The sequence below is a fragment of the Candidatus Pantoea floridensis genome, assembly GCF_900215435.1.
In the GTDB taxonomy this organism is placed as follows: Bacteria; Pseudomonadota; Gammaproteobacteria; order Enterobacterales; family Enterobacteriaceae; genus Pantoea; species Pantoea floridensis.
Genome location: NZ_OCMY01000001.1, coordinates 321,393 through 343,427, shown reverse-complemented (window position 1 = coordinate 343,427; position 22,035 = coordinate 321,393). Strand labels below are relative to the sequence as shown.

Here is a 22,035-nt window from a genome sequence, read left to right as displayed (position 1 = left end):
CGTTAATCGACACATTGTAAGTTCGCCCGGCCACAAAAAGCAAAAACCCCGCCGAAGCGGGGTTTAACAACCGTTGCGTTAATTTAATCGCGGTTAGCGAAGCCCAACAGGCTCAACAGGCTAACAAAGATATTGTACAGCGATACATACAGGCTCACGGTCGCGCGAATATAGTTGGTTTCGCCACCCTGAATAATGTTGCTGGTTTCCCATAGGATGGCCCCAGCAGAGAACAGGATGAACAGGGCGCTAATGGCCAGATGCAGCGCAGGCAGCTGCAGGAAAATGTTGGCAACCACGGCTACCAGCAGTACCACAAAGCCCGCCATCATCATGCCGCCGAGAAAAGACATATCGCGGCGGGTCGTCAGCACATAGGCCGAGCAACCGAAGAACACCAGCGCGGTACCCCCCAGCGCCATGGCAATCACATCACCCATGCCTGCGGTAAGGAACGAGCTGAGGATCGGGCCAAGGCAGTAACCGAGGAAACCGGTGAAGGCGAAGGCCGCGAGAATACCTGCTGGGCTGTTGGCCAGGCGATGCGTCAGGAACATCAAGCCATAAAAACCAACCAGCATCAGAATTAAGCCCGGTGAAGGCAGGGCAAACACCGTACTGAGCGTGGCGGTCACTGCAGAGAATGCCAGCGTAAAGCCGAGCAGGAGATAAGTATTGCGCAGCACTTTGTGGGTGCTGATTAACGACTGCTGCGACGAGCTAATAACTCTTTCCATCACGCGCTCCTTAAAGAGAGAAACACCAAATATGGCAAGAGGATACGCAGCGTCTCAAAGAGAGAAAAGGCGTTTTACCCATCTTTACGCGATAAATTGCTGTTTCACTGAGCAGAATGGCGAATTTGACGCCGAAAAAATAGAATTTGGCTGTTTTTCAGCCGAACGATTCAATACGGGCTTTACATCTATCGGGGGGGTGTTTATAGTGCGCCTCGTTGCGGAGAGATGGCCGAGTGGCTTAAGGCAACGGTCTTGAAAACCGTCGATGGGAAACCATCCCAGAGTTCGAATCTCTGTCTCTCCGCCACTCACTCTTGCAGAGTGACGCAACAAAAAAACAATCCGGAGGGATGGCCGAGTGGCTTAAGGCAACGGTCTTGAAAACCGTCGATGGGAAACCATCCCAGAGTTCGAATCTCTGTCCCTCCGCCATATTAAAGAAGCCCGCAGCAATGCGGGCTTTTTGCTTTTCTGCGTTCATAGATTCCGAAAAACATCGCGTTGCTTTTCAATCTGCTGCCGTTGCCCGACGGCACGCGCGTTTACTGCTATATTCCATTCACGGTTTTTGCAAACATCTGGCGATTTTCCGATGCAAGCTGGGTTACACTGTGCGGTAATTCGCTCTTTGGCGAGCTAATCGTTTGAAAGCCAGAGTGTTTCACTGATGAATTATGGAATAGGCACAATGATCAAGAAACTGAGTCTTTGCGCGTTGTCAGTTATCGCTGCGCTCCCGATGGGCATGTCCGCCTACGCTGCGGATGGAGATATGCAACTCCAGCAGGTGCTGATGTTAAGCCGTCATAATCTGCGTGCACCGTTAGCGAATAACGGTAGCGTGCTGGAGCAATCCACTAAAAAAAGCTGGCCGCAATGGGATGTTGCGGGTGGTGAGTTAACCACCAAAGGTGGCGTGCTGGAAGTTTACATGGGTAATTACACCCGTCAGTGGCTGGCGCAGCAGGGCCTGGTACAGAATGGCACGTGCCCAGATAGCAGCAATGTCTTTGTATACGCTAACAGCCTACAGCGCACTGTTGCTACCGCGCAGTACTTTATCACCGGCGCTTTCCCTGGATGTGACATCGCGGTTACGCATCAGGATGCGATGGGCACCATGGATCCTATCTTCAATCCCGTGGTTACCGACGGCAGCGATGAGTTCAATAAGAAAGCGCTGGCGGCGATGACAGCCGCGAATGAAAAACTGGCGCTTAAGCCGGCTTTCCAGCGCCTGGAAAAAATCGTTGATTACAAATCTGCACCGGCCTGTAATGGCAAAAAGCAGTGTGATTTGAGCAGCGGTGATAACACTTTCAGCGCAGATAACGGTAAAGAGCCCAACGTGAATGGACCGCTGAAGGTCGGCAATTCGCTGGTGGATGCGTTCACGCTGCAATATTACGAAGGCTTCCCGGCCGATCAGGTGGCGTGGGGACAGATTAAAACACCTGAGCAGTGGAAAGAGCTGGCGGCGATCAAAAACGGTTATCAGGATGCGCTATTTGCCTCCCCTGAAGTGGCGCGCGAAGTGGCCGCACCGCTGGTGGATTATATCCGCAGCCAGTTAGTCGATCAGGACAAAGCCAATGCGCCCAAAGTGACGCTGATGGTTGGGCATGATTCCAACATTGCCTCTTTACTCAGCGCGCTGCAGGTGAAGCCCTATGAGCTGCCGGGCAACGATGAGAAAACGCCAATTGGCGGTCAGGTTGTGTTTGAGCGTTGGCACGATGCGAAAAACAATAAAGATCTGCTGAAAATTGAGTACGTGTATCAAACCGCCGATCAGCTGCGCGATGCCGATGTGTTGAGCCTGAAGAATCCACCAAAGCGTGTCACGCTACAACTGGCAGGTTGTGAAACGGATGCCAACGGCTATTGCAGCTGGGATCAATTCTCTGGCGCATTGAATGGTGCACTGCAAGGTACACCGCTGCAACCCGCTGCGGCCCCAGCGCCGGCGGAACAGCCTGCACCAGCAGCTGCTAATGATGACGCGAAGCAGAAAGATCAGGCCGCGGCTGACAAAGCAGCAGCAGACAAAGCGGCGGCGGATAAAGAAGCGGCACAAAAAGCAGCTGAGGCCAAAGCGGCAGAAGAAAAAGTGAAAGCCGATAAAGCAGCTGACGATAAGGCTAAAGCAGAGAAAGCCACTGCACAAAAAGCGGCGGATGACAAAGCTAAAGCCGATGCCGCCGCAGCGCAGAAAGCACAAGCGGATGCGACGCCAGCCAAGCCGGCAGAACCAGCCAAACCGGCACCGACAACCAGTAACTAAAGTTGATACCAAAAGAAAACCCCGCCTCGGCGGGGTTTTTTATGCTGATTAATCTAGCCAGCCACGACCACCAGCTTTTGGTTGGCAAACTCTTTGATGCCTAGATCTGACAGTTCGCGTCCATAGCCTGAACGTTTTACCCCGCCAAATGGTAGCTCGGCAGAGGTATCACTCTGTGAATTGATGAATACCATGCCGGTTTCAATTTGTGAGGCCATTTTACGGCCGCGGGTGATGTCCTTCGTCCACACTGAACCCCCGAGGCCGTAATTAGAGTCATTAGCCAGCGCTACCGCAGCGCGATCGTCTGCCACAACATACACTTGGGCCACTGGACCAAAGAACTCTTGATAGTAAGCTGGATTTTCCGGTGTTAACCCAGTAAGGACCGTGGGCTGGTAATAACAGCCAACACCTTCAATCGCACGGCCGCCAAACTCTACGCGCGCGCCATGTTTCACCGCGTCATCCACCTGTTTTACCAGGCGCTCGCGCGCATCTTTCGAGGAAAGTGGACCCAGCGTGGTTTTCTCATCCAGCGGGTCACCCGGCGTGGCGGATTGCAGGGCGGCGCTGAATTTCGCCATAAAGGTGTCAGCAATTTTCTCATGCAGAATAAAGCGTTTGGCCGCAGTACACACCTGGCCGCAGTTGCTGAGGCGGCCCTGTGCGCCCTGGCGAACCGCTTCATCAATATCGGCATCGTCCAGCACCACGAACACATCGTTACCGCCCAGTTCAAGCGTTGATTTTTTCAGGTGTTTACCCGCTTGCTCAGCTACCGCGCTGCCAGCACGTTCGGAGCCGGTTAGCGCCACGCCTTGTACGCGATGGTCGGCAATCAAATCCGCCACCTGATCGGTAGAGATAAACAGGTTAGTCCAGGCACCTTGAGGTGCTCCGGCTTCGGCTACCAGTTTCTCAAACACATCAGCGCAGTGCGGCACAATGTTGGCATGTTTCGCCAGCACCGGGTTACCCAGCGCCAGATTCGGTGCCAGTACACGCATCAGCTGGTAATAAGGAAAATTCCACGGTTCGACGGCAACAATCACACCAATCGGATGATATTCAAGCCAGGCGTCACCGACATCACTTTGATAGGGCTGCGGCTGTAAAAACGTGGCGGCATGTTCGGCGTAGTAGCGGGCGATCTGTGAACAGATTTTCACTTCCCCGCGGCTCTGCCCAATAAGTTTGCCCATCTCTTTACTGGCAATCGTGGCGAGTTCTTCAGCGCGTTGATCGATCAAATCGGCTAAACGATGCAATACCTGCAGCCGGGGCTGAATATCGCCTTTGCTCCACGCGGAATGAAAAAGCTCATCAGCGGTTTTCAGTGCCTGCTGTGCATAGGCATCATCGTGCTCGTTCCACGCTTTTAACAGTTGGTTGTTGGCCGGATTGATACTTTGATAGGCTGACATACAGGACTCCCTGGAGATGTAAAGATAACGAAGGCGGGACATTGCCCGCCCAGAATTCAAACGTTTTTGCGCTCAACGGTTTTGTCGTCCCAGGTCAGAACATCCTGGTCGGTCTTTTTGAAAGCGCGAATCAGCACGTCATCACTGCCTTGCTGACTCCAGATCTGCTCTGCCAAACGTTCGTCGTAGTTGGCTACCTCAAAAATGGCTTCAGCAATTTCGCGCGATGTATGGCGCAGCGAAGCCCATTCGCCCACGTGATGCTCTTTCGACTGTTCTGTTGTCATAAAAGTCTCCTGTTGTGGATTTTATCCTTGCAGCTTTACCGCCAGTTCGGCGACGTGTTGGCCCTGGTAACGGGCTATATCTAATTCTTCCGCCGAGGGTTGACGTGATCCATCTCCGCCGGCAAGTGTGGTCGCGCCATAAGGCGTGCCACCACGCACGTGCGAGATGTCAAAAAGTTCTTTGGTGCCATAGCCGATGGGAACAATAACCATGCCGTGGTGGGCAAGGGTGGTCCACACCGAGGTGATGGTTTGTTCCTGTCCGCCGCCAGTGCCTGTTGAGGCGAAGACGCTGGCGATTTTGCCGTACAGTGCGCCCGAGGCCCACAGCCCACCGGTGCGGTCCCAGAAATTGCGCATCTGACCCGCCATATTGCCGAAGCGAGTAGGGGTGCCAACGATAATGGCATCGTACTGCGTTAGATCTTCCGGCACAGCTTCACGAGCCGCCTGATTGACTTTGCCGCCAACCTGGGCAAAACGCTCCGCGTCCATACTTTCCGGCACGCGTAGAATGGTAACGTCTGCACCGCTTACGCGCTTTGCGCCTTCCGCCACGGCCTGCGCCATGGTTTCAATGTGTCCGTACATCGAATAGTAGAGCACTAAAATTTTTGCCATTGTTTTCATCCTGCTGGGGTGATGAGTACTCAGAAGTATAGAAGAGCCTGCGTAGGCTGCTGTACAGAGGATGACCAGACGCCAATAATGCGCGTCTAACTGCTTGTAACGCGGCGGTAAATTTGGCTTTTAGCAGATAAATGAGTGAATTATGTGTTTCAAAGTATGAATACGGGGCGGGATATATCATGCTATTGGCTATTCTTTAAACAGGTGAGCGGTATATCCTCACCCTGCTTTTCGCAGCGGCATTGTGAAAAGTCCTCAACCTGAATGCTCAATCCTGGAGGAAATGATGGCGCAACATCGTGGAGGATCAGGCAATTTCGCAGAAGATCGTGAAAGAGCCGCAGAGGCAGGTCGTAAAGGCGGCAAAAACAGCGGGGGTAATTTTAGAAACGACCCGCAACGCGCCTCTGAAGCAGGTGAAAAGGGGGGACGCAGTCGCAGCAAAAAATAGCGCGTCTGTTCACCATTCCCCCAACCGCCGGGTTAGCCCGGCGGTAACAATCATTGCAATTTCCATTCTCTCTAAGCAAACTGACCGCCAATTCACTCTTTTGGTGCGTTATGTCCGTTTCATCCTCTCGTTTCAGCTTACGCATTTCGCGTCAGGAGCTGGTGCTCATTTTTATTACCATGGTTTGGGGTGGCACCTTTTTGGTGGTGCATCGAGCGATGGCGCATTCCGGTCCGTTTTTCTTCGTAGGGCTGCGTTTTGCCACGGCTTCGCTACTGCTGGCGTTTTTCTTCCGTCGCTATCTTAAGCAGGTCACCTGGCTGGAAATTAAAGCTGGCGCGCTGATCGGTGTGGCGATTGCCGGCGGCTATGGGCTGCAAACCTGGGGCATGCAGACCATCTCCAGTAGTCAATCGGCGTTTCTCACCGCGCTGTATGTGCCGGTGGTGCCGCTGTTGCAGTGGGTGTTCCTGCGTCGTCCACCGGGGTTGATGGCGTGGCTGGGGATTTTACTGGCATTTACCGGTCTGGTGCTGGTAGCCGGTCCGCAGGATGGTAGCCTGACGTTAAATGCAGGTGAAATCGCCACCTTACTCAGCACGCTGGCTATCGCAGCCGAGATCATCCTGATTAGCCGCTATGCCGGACAAGTCGATGTACGTCGGGTGACGCTGATCCAGCTGATGGTTGCATCCGCCTGTGCCTTCGTCTTGATGGTCCCGAATGGTGAATCGGTTCCTGCCATGTCAATGCCACTGCTGCTCAGCGCGCTGGGCTTAGGTGCGGCCAGCGCATTAATCCAGGTGACGATGAACTGGGCGCAGCGTAGCGTATCGCCAACGCGTGCTACGGTGATTTATGCCGGGGAGCCGGTTTGGGCGGGCGTAGTAGGACGTATCGCAGGGGAGCGTTTGCCTGCCGCTGCGCTGCTGGGCGCGGCACTGATTGTGTGCGGGGTCATCGTCAGCGAGCTGCGTATCCGTCGGAAGAGAGCGGTGCCCGATGAGGCACCGCTCGAACCTTAAGGATGTTGCCGTGCCGCCTGGTTCGCCAATGCGGCGCCGCGTCGTTGCAAAATCGCGTTAAGAATGATGGCACCAAAGGTCGCGGTGCCAATACCGCCAATAGTGAAGCTACCAATCTTCAGCGCAAAATCACCGGCACCCAACACCAGCGTGGTCGCCACCATGATCAAATTGCCGTTCTGATTGAAGTCGACGTGGTTCTGCACCCAAATACGCGCCCCTGCTACCGCAATCAAACCAAACACCACAATCGATGCGCCGCCAATCACCGGACCGGGAATGGTGTGAATCAACGCGCCAAATTTTGGTGAAAAGCCGAGCACCAGCGCAATCACCGCCGCCGCGACGAAAGCTAAGGTCGAGTAGACTTTGGTCACCGCCATCACGCCGATATTTTCGGCATACGTCGTCACGCCACTGCCGCCCATCGAGCCGGATAGCATGGTTGCTAATCCATCGCCGACGAATGCGCGGCCCATCCACGGATCGAGGTTGCGCCCGGTCATGCCTGCCACGGCTTTGATGTGTCCAAGATTTTCCGCCACCAGAATAATCGCTATGGGCGCAATCATCACGATGGCCTGCATATCAAAGATCGGCGCGGTGGTATGCGGCAGACCAAACCACGCCGCATTGGCGAGACCGCTAAAATCCACCGGTTTGCCGAAACCCAGCACGTTGGTCAGCAGCGTGTAGATCGCCCACGCTACAATCAGCCCTACCAGAATCAGCAGGCGCTGAATCATGCCGCGCGTAAACACCGCCACCAGCCCAATGCACAGCACCGTCATCACCGCCATCCAGCTGTCGAACATCGAGCCGGATACGCCGTGTACCGCAATCGGTGCCAGATTGAGGCCAATTGCCATTACCACCGCACCGGTCACCACCGGCGGCATCAGGCGTTCTATCCAGCCGGTGCCGACTTTCATCACCACCAGACCAATCAGCGTATAGAGCGCGCCGCAGGCGATTACGCCACCGAGCGCCAGCGCCAGATTGGGATTGAGTCCCTGGCCGTTAAAGCCGGTTACCGCAATAATCACGCCCACAAACGCCGCGCTGGAGCCGAGATAGCTGGGTACGCGACCGCCAGTGACGACAAAAAACAGCAGCGTACCGATACCGGAAACCAGAATCGCCAGATTGGGGTCAAGTCCCATTAGCAACGGCATCAATACCGTTGCGCCAAACATTGCCACAGCATGCTGCAGGCCAAGGATGACCGTCTGCGCCAACGGCAGCGTTTCATCCGGCGCGATCAGCCCATCATCGGTCAAGGCTGACTTTTTCTGCCAGCGGGGGAACCAGGAACTCGCCATCGTCATCTCCAGGGTGTCAGTGAAAGCGGGCCGCACAGTGCGGCGTTAGCGGGCATCCTGCCGTAAAAGGTGATGATATCCACGGTCAAACCATGCCAGGCCGTGCGTCTCATCGTTGCGCACCAGCGCCTGCACTTCGCAAAACAGAATGTCGTGTGTGCCAACGCTCACCACCTGCGCGACCTTGCAGTCGAACGACACCAGCGCGCCCTCTAACAGCGGGGAACCGCTGGCGAGCGTATGCCACTCGGCTGCCGCGAAGCGTTCTCCCATCGGCGTTTTGCCACCAAACAGCGTCGAGAGTGCTTCATGCCCGGCGGCCAGCGTGTTGACGCACAGATAACCGTTATCGCGAAAAATCGGCCAAACCGATGCCGATCGATTCAGGCATACCAGCAACGTTGGCGGTGTATCGGTTACGCTGCACACCGCTGAAGCGGTAAAACCGGCGCGTCCGGCGGGGCCATCGGTGGTGATGATATTCACCGCTGCGCCTAAGCACGCCATCGCGTTACGAAACGCATCGCGCTCCACAAGGGGTAAAACAGGTAGTTCGTGCACGCTCATCAGCGGCTCCTGTGATTAGCTGGCCGCACGTTGGGCAGGCGTAGCCGTATCGGCCAGCCAGCGCAACAGCAGCGCGTTAAAGTTGTCGGCATCCGTCACGCTCATGGCGTGCCCGCCCCAGGCCATCTCAATCAGGCTGCCGTTGGGCAAGGCTTGCGCTAGCTGTGGCGAGCAGCTCCACGGCACCAGCAGGTCGTCCTGACTGCAAATCGCCAATACCGGCTGCGCGATCCGCGCCGCCTGCGCACGGAAATCGGCGCTTTTCAGCGCGTGTAAACGGCGCAGCAGATTTTCCATGCCCTGAAAATGGGCCACATGGTGCGCATCTTCTGCCGCAATACGCGCCTGATTACGCGCCAGCCATTCAGCGGGATACAGGAACAGCGGCTGCGCGCGCACAAAGGCTTCAACACCGACGTTCATCAACAGATCCTGACGCACCTGGAAGCAGCGCTGCGTATGCGCATCCAGCGACAGCCAGCCGTTGATCACCACCACGCGGCCCACGCGCGAGGGGAAATCCAGTGCCAGCTGCAGGCCAATCAAACCGCCCAGCGCATGGCCGATAATGTCGTAATATTCAATGCCCCGTTGTTCCAGCGCGTCGGCCAGTTCCGCCGCCATCATCGCCATGCTGTAGCCATCCGGTAACGTAGCCGCGCTGCGGCCGGTGCCGCGCTGATCGTAGGTGACTACGCGATAATGCGGCGTCAGTGCTGCCAGCTGCGGCTGCCAAAAACCGGCTACGCCGCCTAAGCCCGAAGAGAGCACGAGCGTCGGCGCATCCTTATCGGTTAAACCCTGGATCTCCAGATGCATCAGGCCTCCTGCTTGCCGATGTGGGCAACGGTGGCGATTTCGATCAAGGCATCTGGCTTCACCAGTCCGCATTGGATACAGAAGCGCGCCGGTTTATCGCCGGGAAAGTATTCGGCATAAATCTGGTTTATCGCCGCGTAGTTGCTCCAGTCAGTGAGAAATATCGAGTTGAACGTCACGTCGTCCATGGTGCCGCCAGCGGTTTCAATCACCTTTTTGATGGTTTCCAGCACGTGGCGCGTTTGCGCCGCCGCATCACCCACGTGCACCACATTGTTGCTGGCATCGAACGGCAAGGTGCCGGAAACATACACCACGCCATCGGCTAAGGTGCCGGGCACGAACGGGGCAATCGGCGTACCGCTGCCGGGCGGAATAATCACACTCTTAGGCATGGCGAAATCCTCTTTTTATCGGTTTGCAGGTGCAACGGCGCATTAGCTCTTTAGCGCTTCACAGAACGTATCGGTATCGCTTACCCAGCCAAAAAACGTTTCGATATTAAAAATTGCCGCCTGCTGGGCGAACGCCGGACCCGCTTGATAAGTCGCGTCTTCCAGCACCACGCCGAAATACTCTAGGAAGAAGCCGTCGCGCAGCGTCGATTCCACGCAGACATTGGTGGCGATGCCGGTAAACACCAAATGGCGAATGCCGCGGCTGCGCAGCATGCTGTCGAGCGGCGTGTTGAAAAAGCCGCTGTAGCGCGGTTTCGGCAGCACGATGTCGCCGGCCTGCGGCACCAGTTCATCCACCAGCGCATAATCCCAGCCGCCTTTCGACAGCAGCGTGCCCTGCAGTTCCGGACGTTTGCGCATGGTCTTCAGCGCGTTGGATTTGTGGAAATTGGGGGAACCGGCATCGCCAGCCTCCACGTATTGATCGTCCCAGCCATTCTGGAACCAGATGATCTGTATACCGGCGGCGCGCGCGGCGGTCACTGCCTGGTGAATTTTGGCAATTACCGGTTTAGTGGCAGAGACATCAAAGCCCGCCAGGTCGAGATAGCCTCCTTCGGTGGCGTAGGCGTTCTGCATATCCACCACAATCAGCGCACTTTGCGCCGGCGGCAACGCGATAGCTTCCGGGCGCGCAGGCAAAGTGATGTTCGGTAAACTCTCGGTATGGGCGCAAACAACGGTACTCATCAGGCAACCTCCTGCTGGGATGCAATCAAATTGTGGCGGCACTGCATTAATGGTTGGATACGTTCACCGAAATCTTCGATGCCTTGCAGGAAGTCATCGAAGGTCAATAGCACGCCTTGCGTGCCATCAACTAATGCAACTTCATCCAACATTCGTGCCACATTGGCGTAAGAGCCGACTAATGTGCCCATATTGATGTTGACGGCGGAGGTGGGATCGGCCATCTGGCGCACGTTGGTGTCGCTGCCGGATTTGGTGTCCTGCTGGCTTTGGGTGGTGAGCCAGGCGAGCGCCTCTTCATCGGCACCGGCTTTGTAGTGCTCCCATTTGGCGCGTGCGGCATCGTCGCTTTCGGCAGCAATAATCATAAACAGCACATAGGAACCGACATCACGACCGGCTTTGTCGGCGGCCTGTTTCATGCGCGCGGCGGTAGGTGCGAAGGCGGTTGGTGTGTTGACGCCTTTGCCGAAGCAGAAGTTGTAATCGGCATGCTGCGCCGAGAACGCCATGCCAGCATCGCTCTGCCCGGCGCAGATTACCTTCATCGGTTTTTGCGGCTGCGGGCTGACGCGGCAATCGTTCATGGTAAAGAATTCGCCTTTGAAATCGCTCTGGCCGGTGCCCCATAAATCGCGCAGCACGGTGACGTATTCGGTCAGATATTGGTAGCGGCTGGAGAAGTAGGCATCGCCCGGCCACAGGCCCATCTGCTCGTATTCCGGCTTCTGCCAGCCGGTGACAAGGTTGACACCAAAGCGGCCATTCGAGATGGAATCAATGGTGGATGCCATACGCGCGACAATCGCTGGCGGTAACGTCAGCGTGGCGGCGGTTGCGTAAATCTCAATGCGTGAGGTCACTGCCGCGAGGCCCGCCATCAACGTGAAGGATTCGAGGTTGTGATCCCAAAATTCGGTTTTACCGCCAAAGCCGCGTAGCTTGATCATCGAAAGCGCAAAGTCGAAATGATAATGCTCTGCTTTCAGCACAATCGCTTTGTTCAGCTCAAAGGTTGGCTTGTATTGCGGCGCATGGGTGGAGATCAGCCAGCCGTTATTACCAATCGGGATAAAGACGCCAATTTTCATGTGAAACCTCTCTGCATTAAACGGGGATTGCTTCACGCGCTGCGCTGCTTCCTGCACGCATCCTACGGGCGGCGCTCGATCACAATTCTGCAAAGGTTGTGCCACATTTTTAAAAGGCTTATACAACAATGTGTTAAAAATATTGGCGGTTTTAAACTGGAGTGATTGGTCCAAAACAGACCGTTTGGTCAAAAACTTCTGCACGTTTTTCATGCGCCGCATGGTCAAAAAAGGTGCAGATGGGCGATTAGGCAGGAAAGGAGGCCTTTGTTATGATGCATTTACGCAGGACGGATGAGGTAACAGTGTGAAAAGCGATGAAAAAAAACCGGGACGCCGCTCGCGTGCGGTCGCCGCAAAACGGGCGGCCATACTCGAAGCGGCCTTAGCCTTCTTCTCGCAATTCGGCATTCACGGCACCAGCCTGGATAAAGTGGCCGAGCGCGCCGATGTCTCCAAAACCAATCTGCTGTATTACTATCCGTCGAAAGAAGTGCTGTATGTGGCGGTTCTGAAAGAGATCCTCGATGTGTGGCTGGCACCGCTGCGTGCGCTGCAGCACGATCACGATCCGCTGACGGCGATTCGCCAATATATCCGTCTGAAACTGGAAGTCTCGCGCGATCACCCGCAGGCCTCGCGCCTGTTCTGTCTGGAAATGTTGCAGGGTGCGCCGTTGCTGAAAGGTGAACTGGCCGGTGATTTAAAGGCGCTGGTGGATGAGAAGGCGGCGATTATCGAGCAGTGGATCGCCGAAGGTCGCCTGGCGGGGGTGCAGCCACAGCACCTGTTTTTCCTACTGTGGGCCACGACTCAGCACTACGCGGATTTCGCCTCGCAGGTGGAAGCGATTACTGGCCAAACGTTGCACGATGCGGCGTTCTTTGAACAGACGCTGGAGAACGTACAGCGCATGATTATTGAAGGGATCCGCGTGCGCTGATCCCGCTTTTTCAAGGAGAGAGCATGGATTCCTTATCGCAGCTGACGTTAGGTGCGGCAGTTACCGTCGCCGTGATGGGCAAACGCGTGCCGGTTTGGCAGGCGGCGCTGGTGGGCGCGATCGCCGGCACGTTGCCGGACCTCGATGTGTTTATCGATCATGGCGATGCCATCCGCAATATGACGCTGCATCGCACCGAAAGTCATGCGCTGATATTTCTCACCTTAATCGCGCCGCTGCTCGGCTGGCTGGTGGCGGGCGCGATGCGCAGTCGAACTCACTGGCGCGGCTGGACGCTGGCAATCTGGCTGGCGCTGGTGACGCATCCACTGCTGGATCTTACTACCGTTTACGGCACCCAGCTGGGTCTGCCGCTTACCGATTTCCCCTATGCCATTGGCAGCATGTATATCGTCGATCCGCTGTATACCTTGCCATTGTTAATTGCACTGCTGATCGCCCTGTGGCGACGTGACGCCGTGGGCTTGCGCTGGAATCGGATGGGATTATTAGTGAGTACGCTGTATCTCGGCTGGAGCATGGTGGCACAACACATCGCCACGCAGCACATTGAGCAGGATTTGGCGCAGCAAGCGGTGCAGCCTGAGCAGGTTCTGGTGACGCCGACGGCGTTTAATACGCTGGTGTGGCGCACGGTGATTATGACGCCGGATCGTTATGGCGAAGCGTATTGGTCGCTGTTATCACCGGGTCGCCCGCTGCGCATAAGCTGGCACGATCGTCAACCTGAGTTGTTTGTCCCGTTTAAAGGCCAATGGCACGCCGAACGCGTGGCGTGGTTTAGCCATGGTTTCTACGCGATGCAGCAGCAGGGCGAGCGAACGTTGATTAGCGATTTGCGCATGGGGGAAGAGCCGAATTACACCTTCACCTTCAATCTGGGAGCGCCGCAGTCGCCTGAGGTGGCGCCACAGCGTGAACCTTCGCTGCGTCCCGCTTTAGGCGAAGCGTGGCGAAAATTGCTAGAGAGGTTATAACGAGAAAGGCCCGGTGAAATCACCGGGCCTTTAGCTGTGAAAATCAAGCCTTACGACGACGCAACAACCATCCCATCGTCAGAATCACAAACCACAGCGGCGTCACCATCAGCGCCTGACGGGTATCTTCCTGCAACGTGAGCAGCACCAGTACAAAGGCAAAGAACGCCATGCAGACCCAGCACATAAATTTACCCAGCGGCATTTTGAATTTCGATTCCGCATGACGCTGCGGATGCTGCTTACGGTATGCCAGATAGCTGCACAGGATGATAGTCCAGACAAACATAAACAGAATGGCCGACACCGTGGTGACCATGGTAAATACGGTCATCACATCCGGAATCAGGTAAATCAGCGCCACGCCCGCCAGCAGGCACAGGCAGGAGAAGAACAGTCCGGTCGTCGGCACCGCACGCGCCGAGAGGCGGCCAAAGGCTTTATGCGCCACGCCCTGTTCTGCCAGGCCATACAGCATGCGGCTGGTAGAGAAGATGCCGCTGTTAGCGGACGAGGCCGCTGATGTCAGCACCACGAAGTTAACGATGCTGGCCGCGGCAGGCAGGCCAATCAGCACAAACATCTCAACGAACGGGCTGCGATTCGGCAACACCTGATTCCACGGTGTTACCGCCATGATTACCATCAGCGCCAGCACGTAAAACATAATGATACGCAGCGGAATAGCGTTGATGGCACGCGGTAAGACTTTATGCGGATCTTTAGTTTCAGCCGCGGCGGTACCTACGAGTTCAATACCAACAAAAGCAAAAACCGCAATCTGAAAACCGGCAAAGAAACCGCTCAGCCCTTTCGGGAACATGCCGCCGTGATCCCAGATATTGCTCAATGAGGCGGTGCCGCCGTTCGGGGAGGGATAATGCATACTCACCAGCACAACACCGGTAATGATCAACGCGACAATGGCGACGATTTTGATAATCGCGAACCAGAACTCCATCTCACCGAATAACTTCACCGTGGCGATATTCAACGCCAGGAAGACAAAGACGCACAGCAGGGCGCTCATCCAGATGGAGAAATCCGGGAACCATAGCTGGAAATAGGCGCTGATCGCCACCACGTCGGCGATGCCGGTCACCACCCAACAGAACCAGTAGGTCCAGCCGGTAAAATATCCCGCCCACGGTCCGAGTAAATCGGCGGCAAAATCGCTGAAGGATTTGTACTCGAGGTTGGAGAGCAGCAGTTCGCCCATGGCGCGCATGACGAAGAACAACATAAAACCGATGATCATATAGACAAAAATGATCGAAGGGCCGGCCAGGCTGATGGTTTTACCCGACCCCATAAATAGCCCGGTGCCGATGGCACCACCGATAGCGATTAACTGGATGTGACGATTATGCAGGTTACGCTGGAGCTTATCCGGCTGTTCGGCCTCAACTAGCGCCTCTTTCGATTGATCAACCATAAGTTTTTCTTTCCTGTCGGGATGTTGTGTCAGCTCTTTTGGCTGATAAGGTATGTGCCTTTGTAAGGGCAAGGGGCATAAGATAGTGGAAAGCCAGGCTGTTTCGGTAATGGTTTTTTACCTTTTGTGACCTTTTACGTGCTTTGCTCTGTCAGCAAATATTTACAGGGTATAAAGCAGCGTCATTTTGCGTAAATCTTCAACAAGTAAGACATTTACGCCGCTCTCCTGCCACGCGACCTCTACACTTGTTTATTCATTTCGTCAGGAAAAGTGAGGCACTGTGCGCGCTCTGTTCGCCGTGGCATTGCTGGCTGTTTGCGGCTGGCTCAGTTTACCGTGGTTGAAGATCCATCTGCCGCCGCAGTGGAATCCCTTTACGCCGCTTAACGTAACCGATCCGCCAGGTTGGATGACGCGCTACAAGCTAAAGAGGTTAAGTAACGATCCGGCTGCCTGTATGGCGGTGATGCGGCAGGCCAGCGAACAGCGGCTGGTGCAATTCCGCGCGGTGCCGCCAATGCAAGGTGATTGCCCCATTGAACAGCCGCTGCGTATTAGCGGTTACGGTGACGTCACCCTTAGCAGTAGCTTTCTTGCTAGCTGCCCGATGGCGGTGACCAGCACGCTGTTCGTGATTAATAGCCAGAACGCTTTGCGCCAGGCAGGTATCACCAGCCCGCTGAAACGGATTTCCCACGTAGGGAGTTATGCCTGCCGTAATATTTATCATCGACAGGAAGGAAGATTAAGTGAGCACGGCAGCGCCGATGCCTGGGATGTTACCGGCTTTCAATTGGCGAATGGGCGCTGGTTAGAGGTAGGTAAGAACTGGCAGCAGCCAGAGGATGCTGCTGCAGGATTGCATGCGCTGTGGCGCAATGGTTGCGCGACATTCGGCAATGCGCTGGGGCCTGATTACAACGCCGCGCATGCCAGTCACTTCCATCTTGGCATGCGCGGGACCGGTTATTGCCGTTAGTTACACAACGGGATTAAGTCCACGTTTTATCAGAAAATGATTAGCTGGCCATGAGAAAAGAAAGCCAATCATTATCGCCAGTTGCAGCATAAACCAGAATACGATCAACAGCGGGTTAATCTGCTGCGCAAGAACGAATTTCAGAGCCAATGCCATAAAGAAAAAAATCCCTAACTGGTATATCAGCACAGGGAAAACTTCGGTTTTCAGAGCGAGCAATAAGGCGCTATAAAATGAATGTTTTTCACGTTGGCGAATGGCGAGAAACTGGAAAAGTAATCCAATAAACAATGAAACTATCACGCAAATAATTGCTTGCATCCAAAGGGCAGGTGTAATTGCAAAGTGTTTCAGCAGCGTGACTATCGGGATTGTCATTATATCGCCGAATATACAAGCCGCTGCGGTTAACGAGGTGGAAATAAAAATGGTTTGCCAGTTCGTCGTTTTTTGCATTTTACGTGGGATCAGCAGCGCAATTTTCAGCTGATGAGAAGGTTTGCGGCCCAGATACCACCAGGCAAGCCATCCAATAAAAGGCATATACAAACCGGTTAAGGGCCAAATGATATTCATAACCGCAACCGGATGGGGATGGCGAAAAAGGTCTTTAAGAATCATTAGGGCAGTGCAACCGCCCACCACAAGGAAAGGTAATGCCAACTGGTTCAACATAGTCTGTTCCGCTGATTTTCCCAACTACCTGTGACAAAGCGCCTTTCGTACCCAGCGGCATTGTCTCCCCTTGCAACGGGTGATACACAACACTGTTCTCAAGTAATAAGCGTAGCCGCAAATTAGATTGAGATAAATCACACCGTGCGATGCTGCCTTACCTCATCCGCAGAAATAAGTGGAATTAAGATTAAGTTGAAACTCATTCTCTGTATAACCCCCTTTCTCAGCAAAAGAATCTGCTCCGACCTTTGATAATTTTAGTTAATGACGATGCTGAAATTTATCGGTTGGATGTTCATTTTCGATGAATAGGGTGATTGAAACTACTTCAGAAAAATCCTATTCTAATCTGATAAGGAATTAAAATTGTGAGCTCGCTTACAAATAGCGTGAGCTGATTCCTTTTTCTGATGTTAACGCGTTGACAATAATAGGGTTTTACTCATTGCTTACAGGTTTGCTCTCTTTTCAATCAATATTTTTACTCTAGTTAATTTATTTTTTGCGTTAACCCGAACAAATTACAAGGCGTGAAAGCGTGAAACAGCGCTAAGGCAATAATGACGACCGATAATTATTTCGCCTGGCGAGGCGAAATGGAAAATGAATTTCAGGCAGTGACAGAAGTGATGCAATTGAAATCACTTTTACAAACCCAGATTGAAATGCTGGGTTTTGATTACTTTGCTTTTTTGGTCCAGCATCCGGTGCCGTTTACCCGACCACGACTCTTTTTGTTTAGTACGTATCCCGAAAGCTGGGTGAAACGCTACGAAACTGAGAACTATTATGCGGTCGATCCGGTGTTATTACTCTGCCAGAGACCGGGCAGAGGAGTGGAGTGGACGCACGATTTATTTACCAATGCGGGTAATTTATGGGCTGAAGCCAACGCTGCAGGTTTGCTAAGTGGCTTTTCCTGCTCAGCAATGGCACCAAATCGAACCATTGGTATATTATCTATTGCATCACAGTTTCACAGTAAGACTCAGCATTTGCGCCTACAGCTAGAAGTAAAACTGCATCTTCTGGCGGAACTGAGTTTGCGCGCGTTAGAGCGTCTTAACGACAATTCAATGGTCGTTTTATCGAGTGATTTTAGTCAGCGTGAGCTGGAAATCCTGAAATGGACGGCAGAAGGAAAAACCTCTGCGGAAATTTCACTTATTTTAGCAATATCTGAACATACGGTGAATTTTCACCAAAAGAATATGCAAAAGCGTTTTAATGTTTCCAATAAAACGCAGATTGCCTGTTATGCGGCAGCGATTGGCCTGATTTAGCGAAAAGGCAACTACCAATTTTAGTAGTTCCTTCTCCACAGTCAGTTGTCTACCCTGCGCGCAATGTTGCCAGGCTGGCTCAAATAAATCATTGCATACATGGGGATGTCAGAGGCGCATGATGAAAGTAATTCAAACACAGCTGAAGGATATGCCGTCCTCACTATTGGCAGAACTTGGAACGTATCGGTATAGCGTTTTTGCGCGCGGCGAAGGGTGGTCGATTCCACCAAGATTAAGTACGCCTGGGCAGGAATACGATCGTTTTGATCGTTCGGATGTGACCTGGCTGATCGCCTGGAACGCGCGTCAGGGGATATGCGGCTGTGCACGCCTGCTGCCATGGCATGAGCCTGAAGTGCCAGAAGGGTTTGTTCTGCCCTTTGATCAGGAGAAAGTGTGGGAAATGTCGCGCTTTTCGGCGCGCCTTGAAGTGGATGCGGAGCTGCCGTTAAGCATTTTGTGGCACTCGGTACAGTTAGCCGAGTTGAGCGGGATGGAGTATTTAATCAGCTCGGCAACGCCGATGCTGGAGAAGATGTTTGAACAGCATCAAGTGGTGTACGAGCCGCTGTCTCCGGGCTTGATCCAATCAGAAGATAATCTTTTTGCTATTCGCATTCCGGTTGACCAACCGGCACTGGCGGAGAAATACCGCGGTACAAGACGCTTTAGCCCGGAGGAAGTGTTGCCGTCGCTGGGCGTATCGGTGAACTGGCAATCACACAGCTAAACACCCCGCGCATCGCGCGCGGGGCATACTGCTTATTGGCGGTAAGCGGTTTTGATCTGACGAATGGTGTTGTTAAACACTTCCGCCTGAGGCTTATCGCCTAAAGAGGCCTGTACATAACGCTCCATGTTGATGATCACCTTACCGGCATCGGCTTGACCCATTCCCTTCAGAATTAATGTCACCATCATCTTCAGACAGGCGACTTCGTCTGCCAGCGCTTGTGTGTCACGTGAAGTTGCAAAATCTTCATCACTCATAATTGGCTCCTTGGTGGTGTTACTCAATGGGGACACATTCTTCCTGTGCGTAAAGAAGAGAGTATATCATAGGGTTGTTCAACGAATTTAATGCAGACGAAACGGTAAAACTACGCGTGGGGTTTAATTGGACCTGGTGCTATTTTGCCGCTATTGAAAAGGGGGATAAGCCGTTATTTATTCGGCAAACAGAAGAACGCAATAAAATCGAGCTATAAATTATAACATAATGATATTAGTCACAATTTTACTTCATAATTTGCCCATGCTAATGCATTTTTCCTTAAATGCCTTTAACAGACCAATGTAATTGATTTGCATCATTTCATTTGAGATTTATCTGGTGTGATAGATGTTTTTTCCACCTGAAACCCGGTAAGATGTTTCACCAATAATATATTTCCCTTCACTAACCTGCGGAGTACGTCCCGTTGATCAGCCTGCTTCTTGTTGATGACCATGAACTGGTACGCGCCGGTATTCGCCGCATTCTAGAAGATATGAAGGGACTTGTCATTGCAGGTGAGGTGGCCTGTGGCGAAGACGCCGTGAAATGGTGTCGCAACAATCCGGTTGACGTCGTGTTAATGGATATGAACATGCCCGGTATCGGCGGCCTTGAAGCAACGCGTAAAATCGTGCGCTACAACCCTGATATCCGCATCATCATGTTGACCATTCATACCGAAAATCCTCTACCCGCTAAAGTCATGCAGGCGGGTGCCGCAGGTTACCTGAGTAAAGGCGCTGCGCCGCAGGAAGTAGTGAGTGCAATTCGCTCAGTACACGCGGGGCAGCGTTACATCGCCTCAGATATTGCTCAACAGATGGCGCTGAGCCAGATTGAGCCACAAAAAGCCGAATCACCGTTTAGCTGTTTGTCGGAAAGGGAATTGCAGATTATGCTGATGATTACCCGCGGGCAGAAAGTGACGGAAATTTCCGAACAGCTTAATCTCAGCCCGAAAACCGTTAACAGCTACCGTTATCGTATGTTCAGCAAGTTAAACATCAGCGGTGACGTAGAGTTAACGCATTTGGCCATTCGACATGGCCTGTTCAATGCGGAGCCATTAATCAGTAGTGAGTGACGTTTTCAATTCCAAAGCCTTTCTCAGCACCGTGACCAGTCAACCCGGCGTCTATCGTATGTACGATGCGGCCGGCACGGTGATCTATGTTGGTAAAGCCAAAGACCTCAAAAAGCGCCTGACCAGCTACTTCCGGACGCAGGTGGGCAGCCGCAAAACGGAAGTGCTGGTCAGTAACATCCAGAACATTGACGTCACCGTAACGCACACTGAAACGGAAGCACTGCTGCTCGAGCATAATTACATTAAGCTCTATCAGCCGCGCTATAATGTATTGCTGCGCGATGACAAATCTTACCCCTATATTTTTCTCAGCGGCGATAGCCATCCACGTCTGGCGATGCATCGCGGTGCGAAGCATGCCAAAGGTGAATACTTTGGGCCATTCCCCAACGGCTACGCGGTGCGGGAAACACTGGCGCTGCTGCAAAAAGTTTTCCCTATTCGCCAATGCGAAAACAGTGTTTATCGCAACCGTTCGCGGCCCTGTCTGCAATATCAGATTGGGCGTTGCCTGGGGCCTTGTGTTGCGGGCCTGGTGAGCGAAGAGGAGTATGCGCAGCAAACCGATTATGTGCGGCTGTTCCTTGCGGGCAAAGATGATCAGGTGATTAATCAGCTGGTTAAACGTATGGAAGACGCCAGCCAGGCGTTGCGTTTTGAAGATGCGGGCCGTTTGCGCGATCAAATTCAGGCCGTGCGGCGTGTTACCGAGCGGCAGTTTGTTTCCAATCAAGGTGATGACCTTGACGTGATGGGCGTGTCATTTGATGCCGGCATGGCCTGCCTGCACGTGCTGTTTATTCGCCAGGGCAAAGTGCTCGGCAGCCGCAGCTATTTTCCTAAAGTGCCAGCGGATACTGAACTCACGGAAGTGGTGCAAACTTTTGTCGGCCAATTCTATTTGCAAGGCAGCGAAGCGCGCACCTTACCGGCTGAAATCCTGCTGGACTTTTACCTGCCCGAGCGCGAATTGCTGGCCGAGTCGCTCAGCGCCCTGGCGGGACGCAAAGTCAATATTCAGAGTAAACCGCGTGGTGACCGCGCGCGCTATCTTAAGCTGGCGCGCACCAACGCGGCGACAGCGTTGACCACCAAACTGTCACAACACTCTACTATTCAGCAGCGTCTGGCGGCGCTGGCGAAATTTCTTGAGCTCGACAGCATCAATCGGATGGAGTGCTTCGACATCAGCCATACCATGGGCGAGCAGACTATCGCTTCATGCGTGGTATTCAACCGCGATGGCCCGCTGCGCTCGGATTATCGCCGTTATAACATTGAAGGCATTACGCCGGGCGATGATTATGCGGCGATGAATCAGGTGCTACGGCGTCGTTACGGTAAAGCGCTGGAAGAGGATAAAATCCCCGACGTCATTATCATCGACGGCGGTAAAGGTCAGCTGGCCCAGGCGAAACAGGTGTTTGCCGAGCTCAATGTACCTTGGGATAAAGATCGTCCCATTTTACTCGGTGTTGCCAAAGGCAGCGATCGTAAGGCGGGATTAGAAACCCTGTTCTTTGAAGCGGAAGGTGAGGGCGTTTCTTTACCTCCGGACTCGCCAGCGCTGCATGTGATCCAGCATATTCGTGACGACTCTCACAATCATGCGATTTCAGGTCATCGGAAAAAACGCGCCAAAGTGAAGAACACCAGTGCGCTGGAAAGCATTGAAGGAGTGGGACCAAAACGGCGCCAACAGCTGCTTAAGTATATGGGTGGGCTGCAACCGCTAATGAATGCCAGCGTGGAAGAGATAGCCAAAGTACCGGGCATTTCTGTCGCTCTGGCAGAAAAAATATACTACTCACTGAAACACTAACATTGAAACAGGGTGG

Annotated in this window: 23 protein-coding genes and 2 tRNA genes; 12 read left to right on the top strand and 13 right to left on the bottom strand. The window is 53.5% G+C overall.

Annotated elements, in window-relative coordinates:
- Positions 1–83 precede the first annotated feature (83 nt).
- Positions 84–737, bottom strand: coding sequence for an FtsH protease modulator YccA (gene yccA / locus CRO19_RS01730; protein ID WP_097094318.1), 654 nt, complete (start codon positions 735–737; stop codon positions 84–86).
- Between the two features lie 222 nt (positions 738–959).
- On the opposite strand from yccA, the gene CRO19_RS01725 reads away from it, so the two are divergent.
- The 3 genes from CRO19_RS01725 (at position 960) to agp (ending at position 3,024) form a co-directional block, all read left to right on the top strand.
- A tRNA-Ser gene (locus tag CRO19_RS01725) sits at positions 960–1,047 on the top strand.
- A gap of 37 nt (positions 1,048–1,084) precedes the next feature.
- Positions 1,085–1,172 (top strand) — tRNA-Ser (locus tag CRO19_RS01720).
- Between the two features lie 256 nt (positions 1,173–1,428).
- Positions 1,429–3,024: a bifunctional glucose-1-phosphatase/inositol phosphatase gene (gene agp / locus CRO19_RS01715; protein WP_097094317.1), complete on the top strand. Its 1,596-nt coding sequence runs from the start codon at positions 1,429–1,431 to the stop codon at positions 3,022–3,024.
- A gap of 53 nt (positions 3,025–3,077) precedes the next feature.
- On the opposite strand, the gene CRO19_RS01710 is transcribed toward agp, so the two are convergent.
- The 3 genes from CRO19_RS01710 to wrbA are packed head-to-tail and all read right to left on the bottom strand — an operon-like array spanning position 3,078 to position 5,359.
- Positions 3,078–4,451, bottom strand: a complete 1,374-nt coding sequence (locus CRO19_RS01710) for an NAD-dependent succinate-semialdehyde dehydrogenase (RefSeq protein WP_097094316.1) — start codon at positions 4,449–4,451, stop codon at positions 3,078–3,080.
- Positions 4,452–4,507: 56 nt separating this feature from the next.
- Positions 4,508–4,738: a YccJ family protein gene (locus CRO19_RS01705; protein ID WP_097094315.1), complete on the bottom strand. Its 231-nt coding sequence runs from the start codon at positions 4,736–4,738 to the stop codon at positions 4,508–4,510.
- Between the two features lie 21 nt (positions 4,739–4,759).
- Entirely contained in the window at positions 4,760–5,359 is a 600-nt protein-coding gene (gene wrbA / locus CRO19_RS01700; RefSeq protein WP_097094314.1) for an NAD(P)H:quinone oxidoreductase, read from the bottom strand.
- Positions 5,360–5,654: 295 nt separating this feature from the next.
- Between wrbA and CRO19_RS01695 the strand changes: the two genes are divergently transcribed.
- Entirely contained in the window at positions 5,655–5,819 is a 165-nt protein-coding gene (locus CRO19_RS01695) for a con-10 family general stress protein (protein ID WP_071845623.1), read from the top strand.
- 110 nt (positions 5,820–5,929) lie between these two features.
- Positions 5,930–6,844, top strand: coding sequence for a DMT family transporter (locus CRO19_RS01690; RefSeq protein WP_097094313.1), 915 nt, complete (start codon positions 5,930–5,932; stop codon positions 6,842–6,844).
- On the opposite strand, the gene rutG is transcribed toward CRO19_RS01690, so the two are convergent.
- From rutG to rutA, 6 genes are read right to left on the bottom strand one after another with little or no spacing between them, the layout of a single operon-like run.
- Entirely contained in the window at positions 6,841–8,166 is a 1,326-nt protein-coding gene (gene rutG / locus CRO19_RS01685; RefSeq protein ID WP_097094312.1) for a pyrimidine utilization transport protein G, read from the bottom strand. The genes CRO19_RS01690 and rutG overlap by 4 nt on opposite strands.
- Positions 8,167–8,211: 45 nt before the next feature.
- Entirely contained in the window at positions 8,212–8,733 is a 522-nt protein-coding gene (gene rutF, locus CRO19_RS01680) for an NADH-dependent FMN reductase RutF (RefSeq protein WP_097094311.1), read from the bottom strand.
- A gap of 15 nt (positions 8,734–8,748) precedes the next feature.
- Positions 8,749–9,552, bottom strand: a complete 804-nt coding sequence (gene rutD, locus CRO19_RS01675) for a pyrimidine utilization protein D (protein ID WP_097094310.1) — start codon at positions 9,550–9,552, stop codon at positions 8,749–8,751.
- Complete coding sequence (gene rutC / locus CRO19_RS01670) at positions 9,552–9,947, bottom strand: pyrimidine utilization protein C (RefSeq protein WP_097094309.1); 396 nt, start codon at positions 9,945–9,947, stop codon at positions 9,552–9,554. Before rutC ends, rutD begins: the two co-directional genes overlap by 1 nt.
- Positions 9,948–9,989: 42 nt before the next feature.
- Complete coding sequence (rutB, locus tag CRO19_RS01665) at positions 9,990–10,700, bottom strand: pyrimidine utilization protein B (protein ID WP_097094308.1); 711 nt, start codon at positions 10,698–10,700, stop codon at positions 9,990–9,992.
- A complete protein-coding gene (rutA, locus tag CRO19_RS01660) occupies positions 10,700–11,791 on the bottom strand; it encodes a pyrimidine utilization protein A (protein ID WP_097097557.1) in 1,092 nt (363 codons plus the stop codon). The genes rutB and rutA overlap by 1 nt, the downstream gene beginning before the upstream one ends.
- 307 nt (positions 11,792–12,098) lie before the next feature.
- Here rutA and rutR point away from each other — a divergent pair, with 307 nt between their 5' ends.
- Both rutR and CRO19_RS01650 read left to right on the top strand, forming a co-directional pair.
- On the top strand, positions 12,099–12,734 hold the full coding sequence (gene rutR / locus CRO19_RS01655) for an HTH-type transcriptional regulator RutR (protein ID WP_097094307.1): 636 nt from the start codon (positions 12,099–12,101) through the stop codon (positions 12,732–12,734).
- Between the two features lie 23 nt (positions 12,735–12,757).
- Entirely contained in the window at positions 12,758–13,732 is a 975-nt protein-coding gene (locus CRO19_RS01650; protein WP_097094306.1) for a metal-dependent hydrolase, read from the top strand.
- A 43-nt stretch (positions 13,733–13,775) separates the two neighbouring features.
- Here the strand turns inward: CRO19_RS01650 and cycA are convergent, their stop codons facing one another.
- Positions 13,776–15,167, bottom strand: a complete 1,392-nt coding sequence (gene cycA / locus CRO19_RS01645) for a D-serine/D-alanine/glycine transporter (protein WP_097094305.1) — start codon at positions 15,165–15,167, stop codon at positions 13,776–13,778.
- Positions 15,168–15,450: 283 nt separating this feature from the next.
- Between cycA and CRO19_RS01640 the strand changes: the two genes are divergently transcribed.
- A complete protein-coding gene (locus CRO19_RS01640) occupies positions 15,451–16,149 on the top strand; it encodes an extensin-like domain-containing protein (RefSeq protein WP_097094304.1) in 699 nt (232 codons plus the stop codon).
- Here the strand turns inward: CRO19_RS01640 and CRO19_RS01635 are convergent, their stop codons facing one another.
- On the bottom strand, positions 16,150–16,824 hold the full coding sequence (locus CRO19_RS01635; protein ID WP_097094303.1) for a DUF4396 domain-containing protein: 675 nt from the start codon (positions 16,822–16,824) through the stop codon (positions 16,150–16,152).
- Positions 16,825–17,387: 563 nt separating this feature from the next.
- Between CRO19_RS01635 and CRO19_RS01630 the strand changes: the two genes are divergently transcribed.
- Both CRO19_RS01630 and CRO19_RS01625 read left to right on the top strand, forming a co-directional pair.
- Positions 17,388–18,110: an autoinducer binding domain-containing protein gene (locus CRO19_RS01630; RefSeq protein WP_097094302.1), complete on the top strand. Its 723-nt coding sequence runs from the start codon at positions 17,388–17,390 to the stop codon at positions 18,108–18,110.
- Between the two features lie 121 nt (positions 18,111–18,231).
- A complete protein-coding gene (locus CRO19_RS01625; RefSeq protein ID WP_008102322.1) occupies positions 18,232–18,843 on the top strand; it encodes an acyl-homoserine-lactone synthase in 612 nt (203 codons plus the stop codon).
- Positions 18,844–18,875: 32 nt separating this feature from the next.
- On the opposite strand, the gene CRO19_RS01620 is transcribed toward CRO19_RS01625, so the two are convergent.
- Positions 18,876–19,103, bottom strand: coding sequence for a DUF2594 family protein (locus CRO19_RS01620; protein ID WP_007887303.1), 228 nt, complete (start codon positions 19,101–19,103; stop codon positions 18,876–18,878).
- 431 nt (positions 19,104–19,534) lie between these two features.
- Here CRO19_RS01620 and uvrY point away from each other — a divergent pair, with 431 nt between their 5' ends.
- Both uvrY and uvrC read left to right on the top strand, forming a co-directional pair.
- The gene (uvrY, locus tag CRO19_RS01615) at positions 19,535–20,194 is read left to right on the top strand and encodes a UvrY/SirA/GacA family response regulator transcription factor (protein WP_097094301.1); all 660 of its coding nucleotides are present in this window, start codon (positions 19,535–19,537) and stop codon (positions 20,192–20,194) included.
- Entirely contained in the window at positions 20,187–22,019 is a 1,833-nt protein-coding gene (gene uvrC, locus CRO19_RS01610; protein WP_097094300.1) for an excinuclease ABC subunit UvrC, read from the top strand. Before uvrY ends, uvrC begins: the two co-directional genes overlap by 8 nt.
- Positions 22,020–22,035 lie beyond the last annotated feature (16 nt).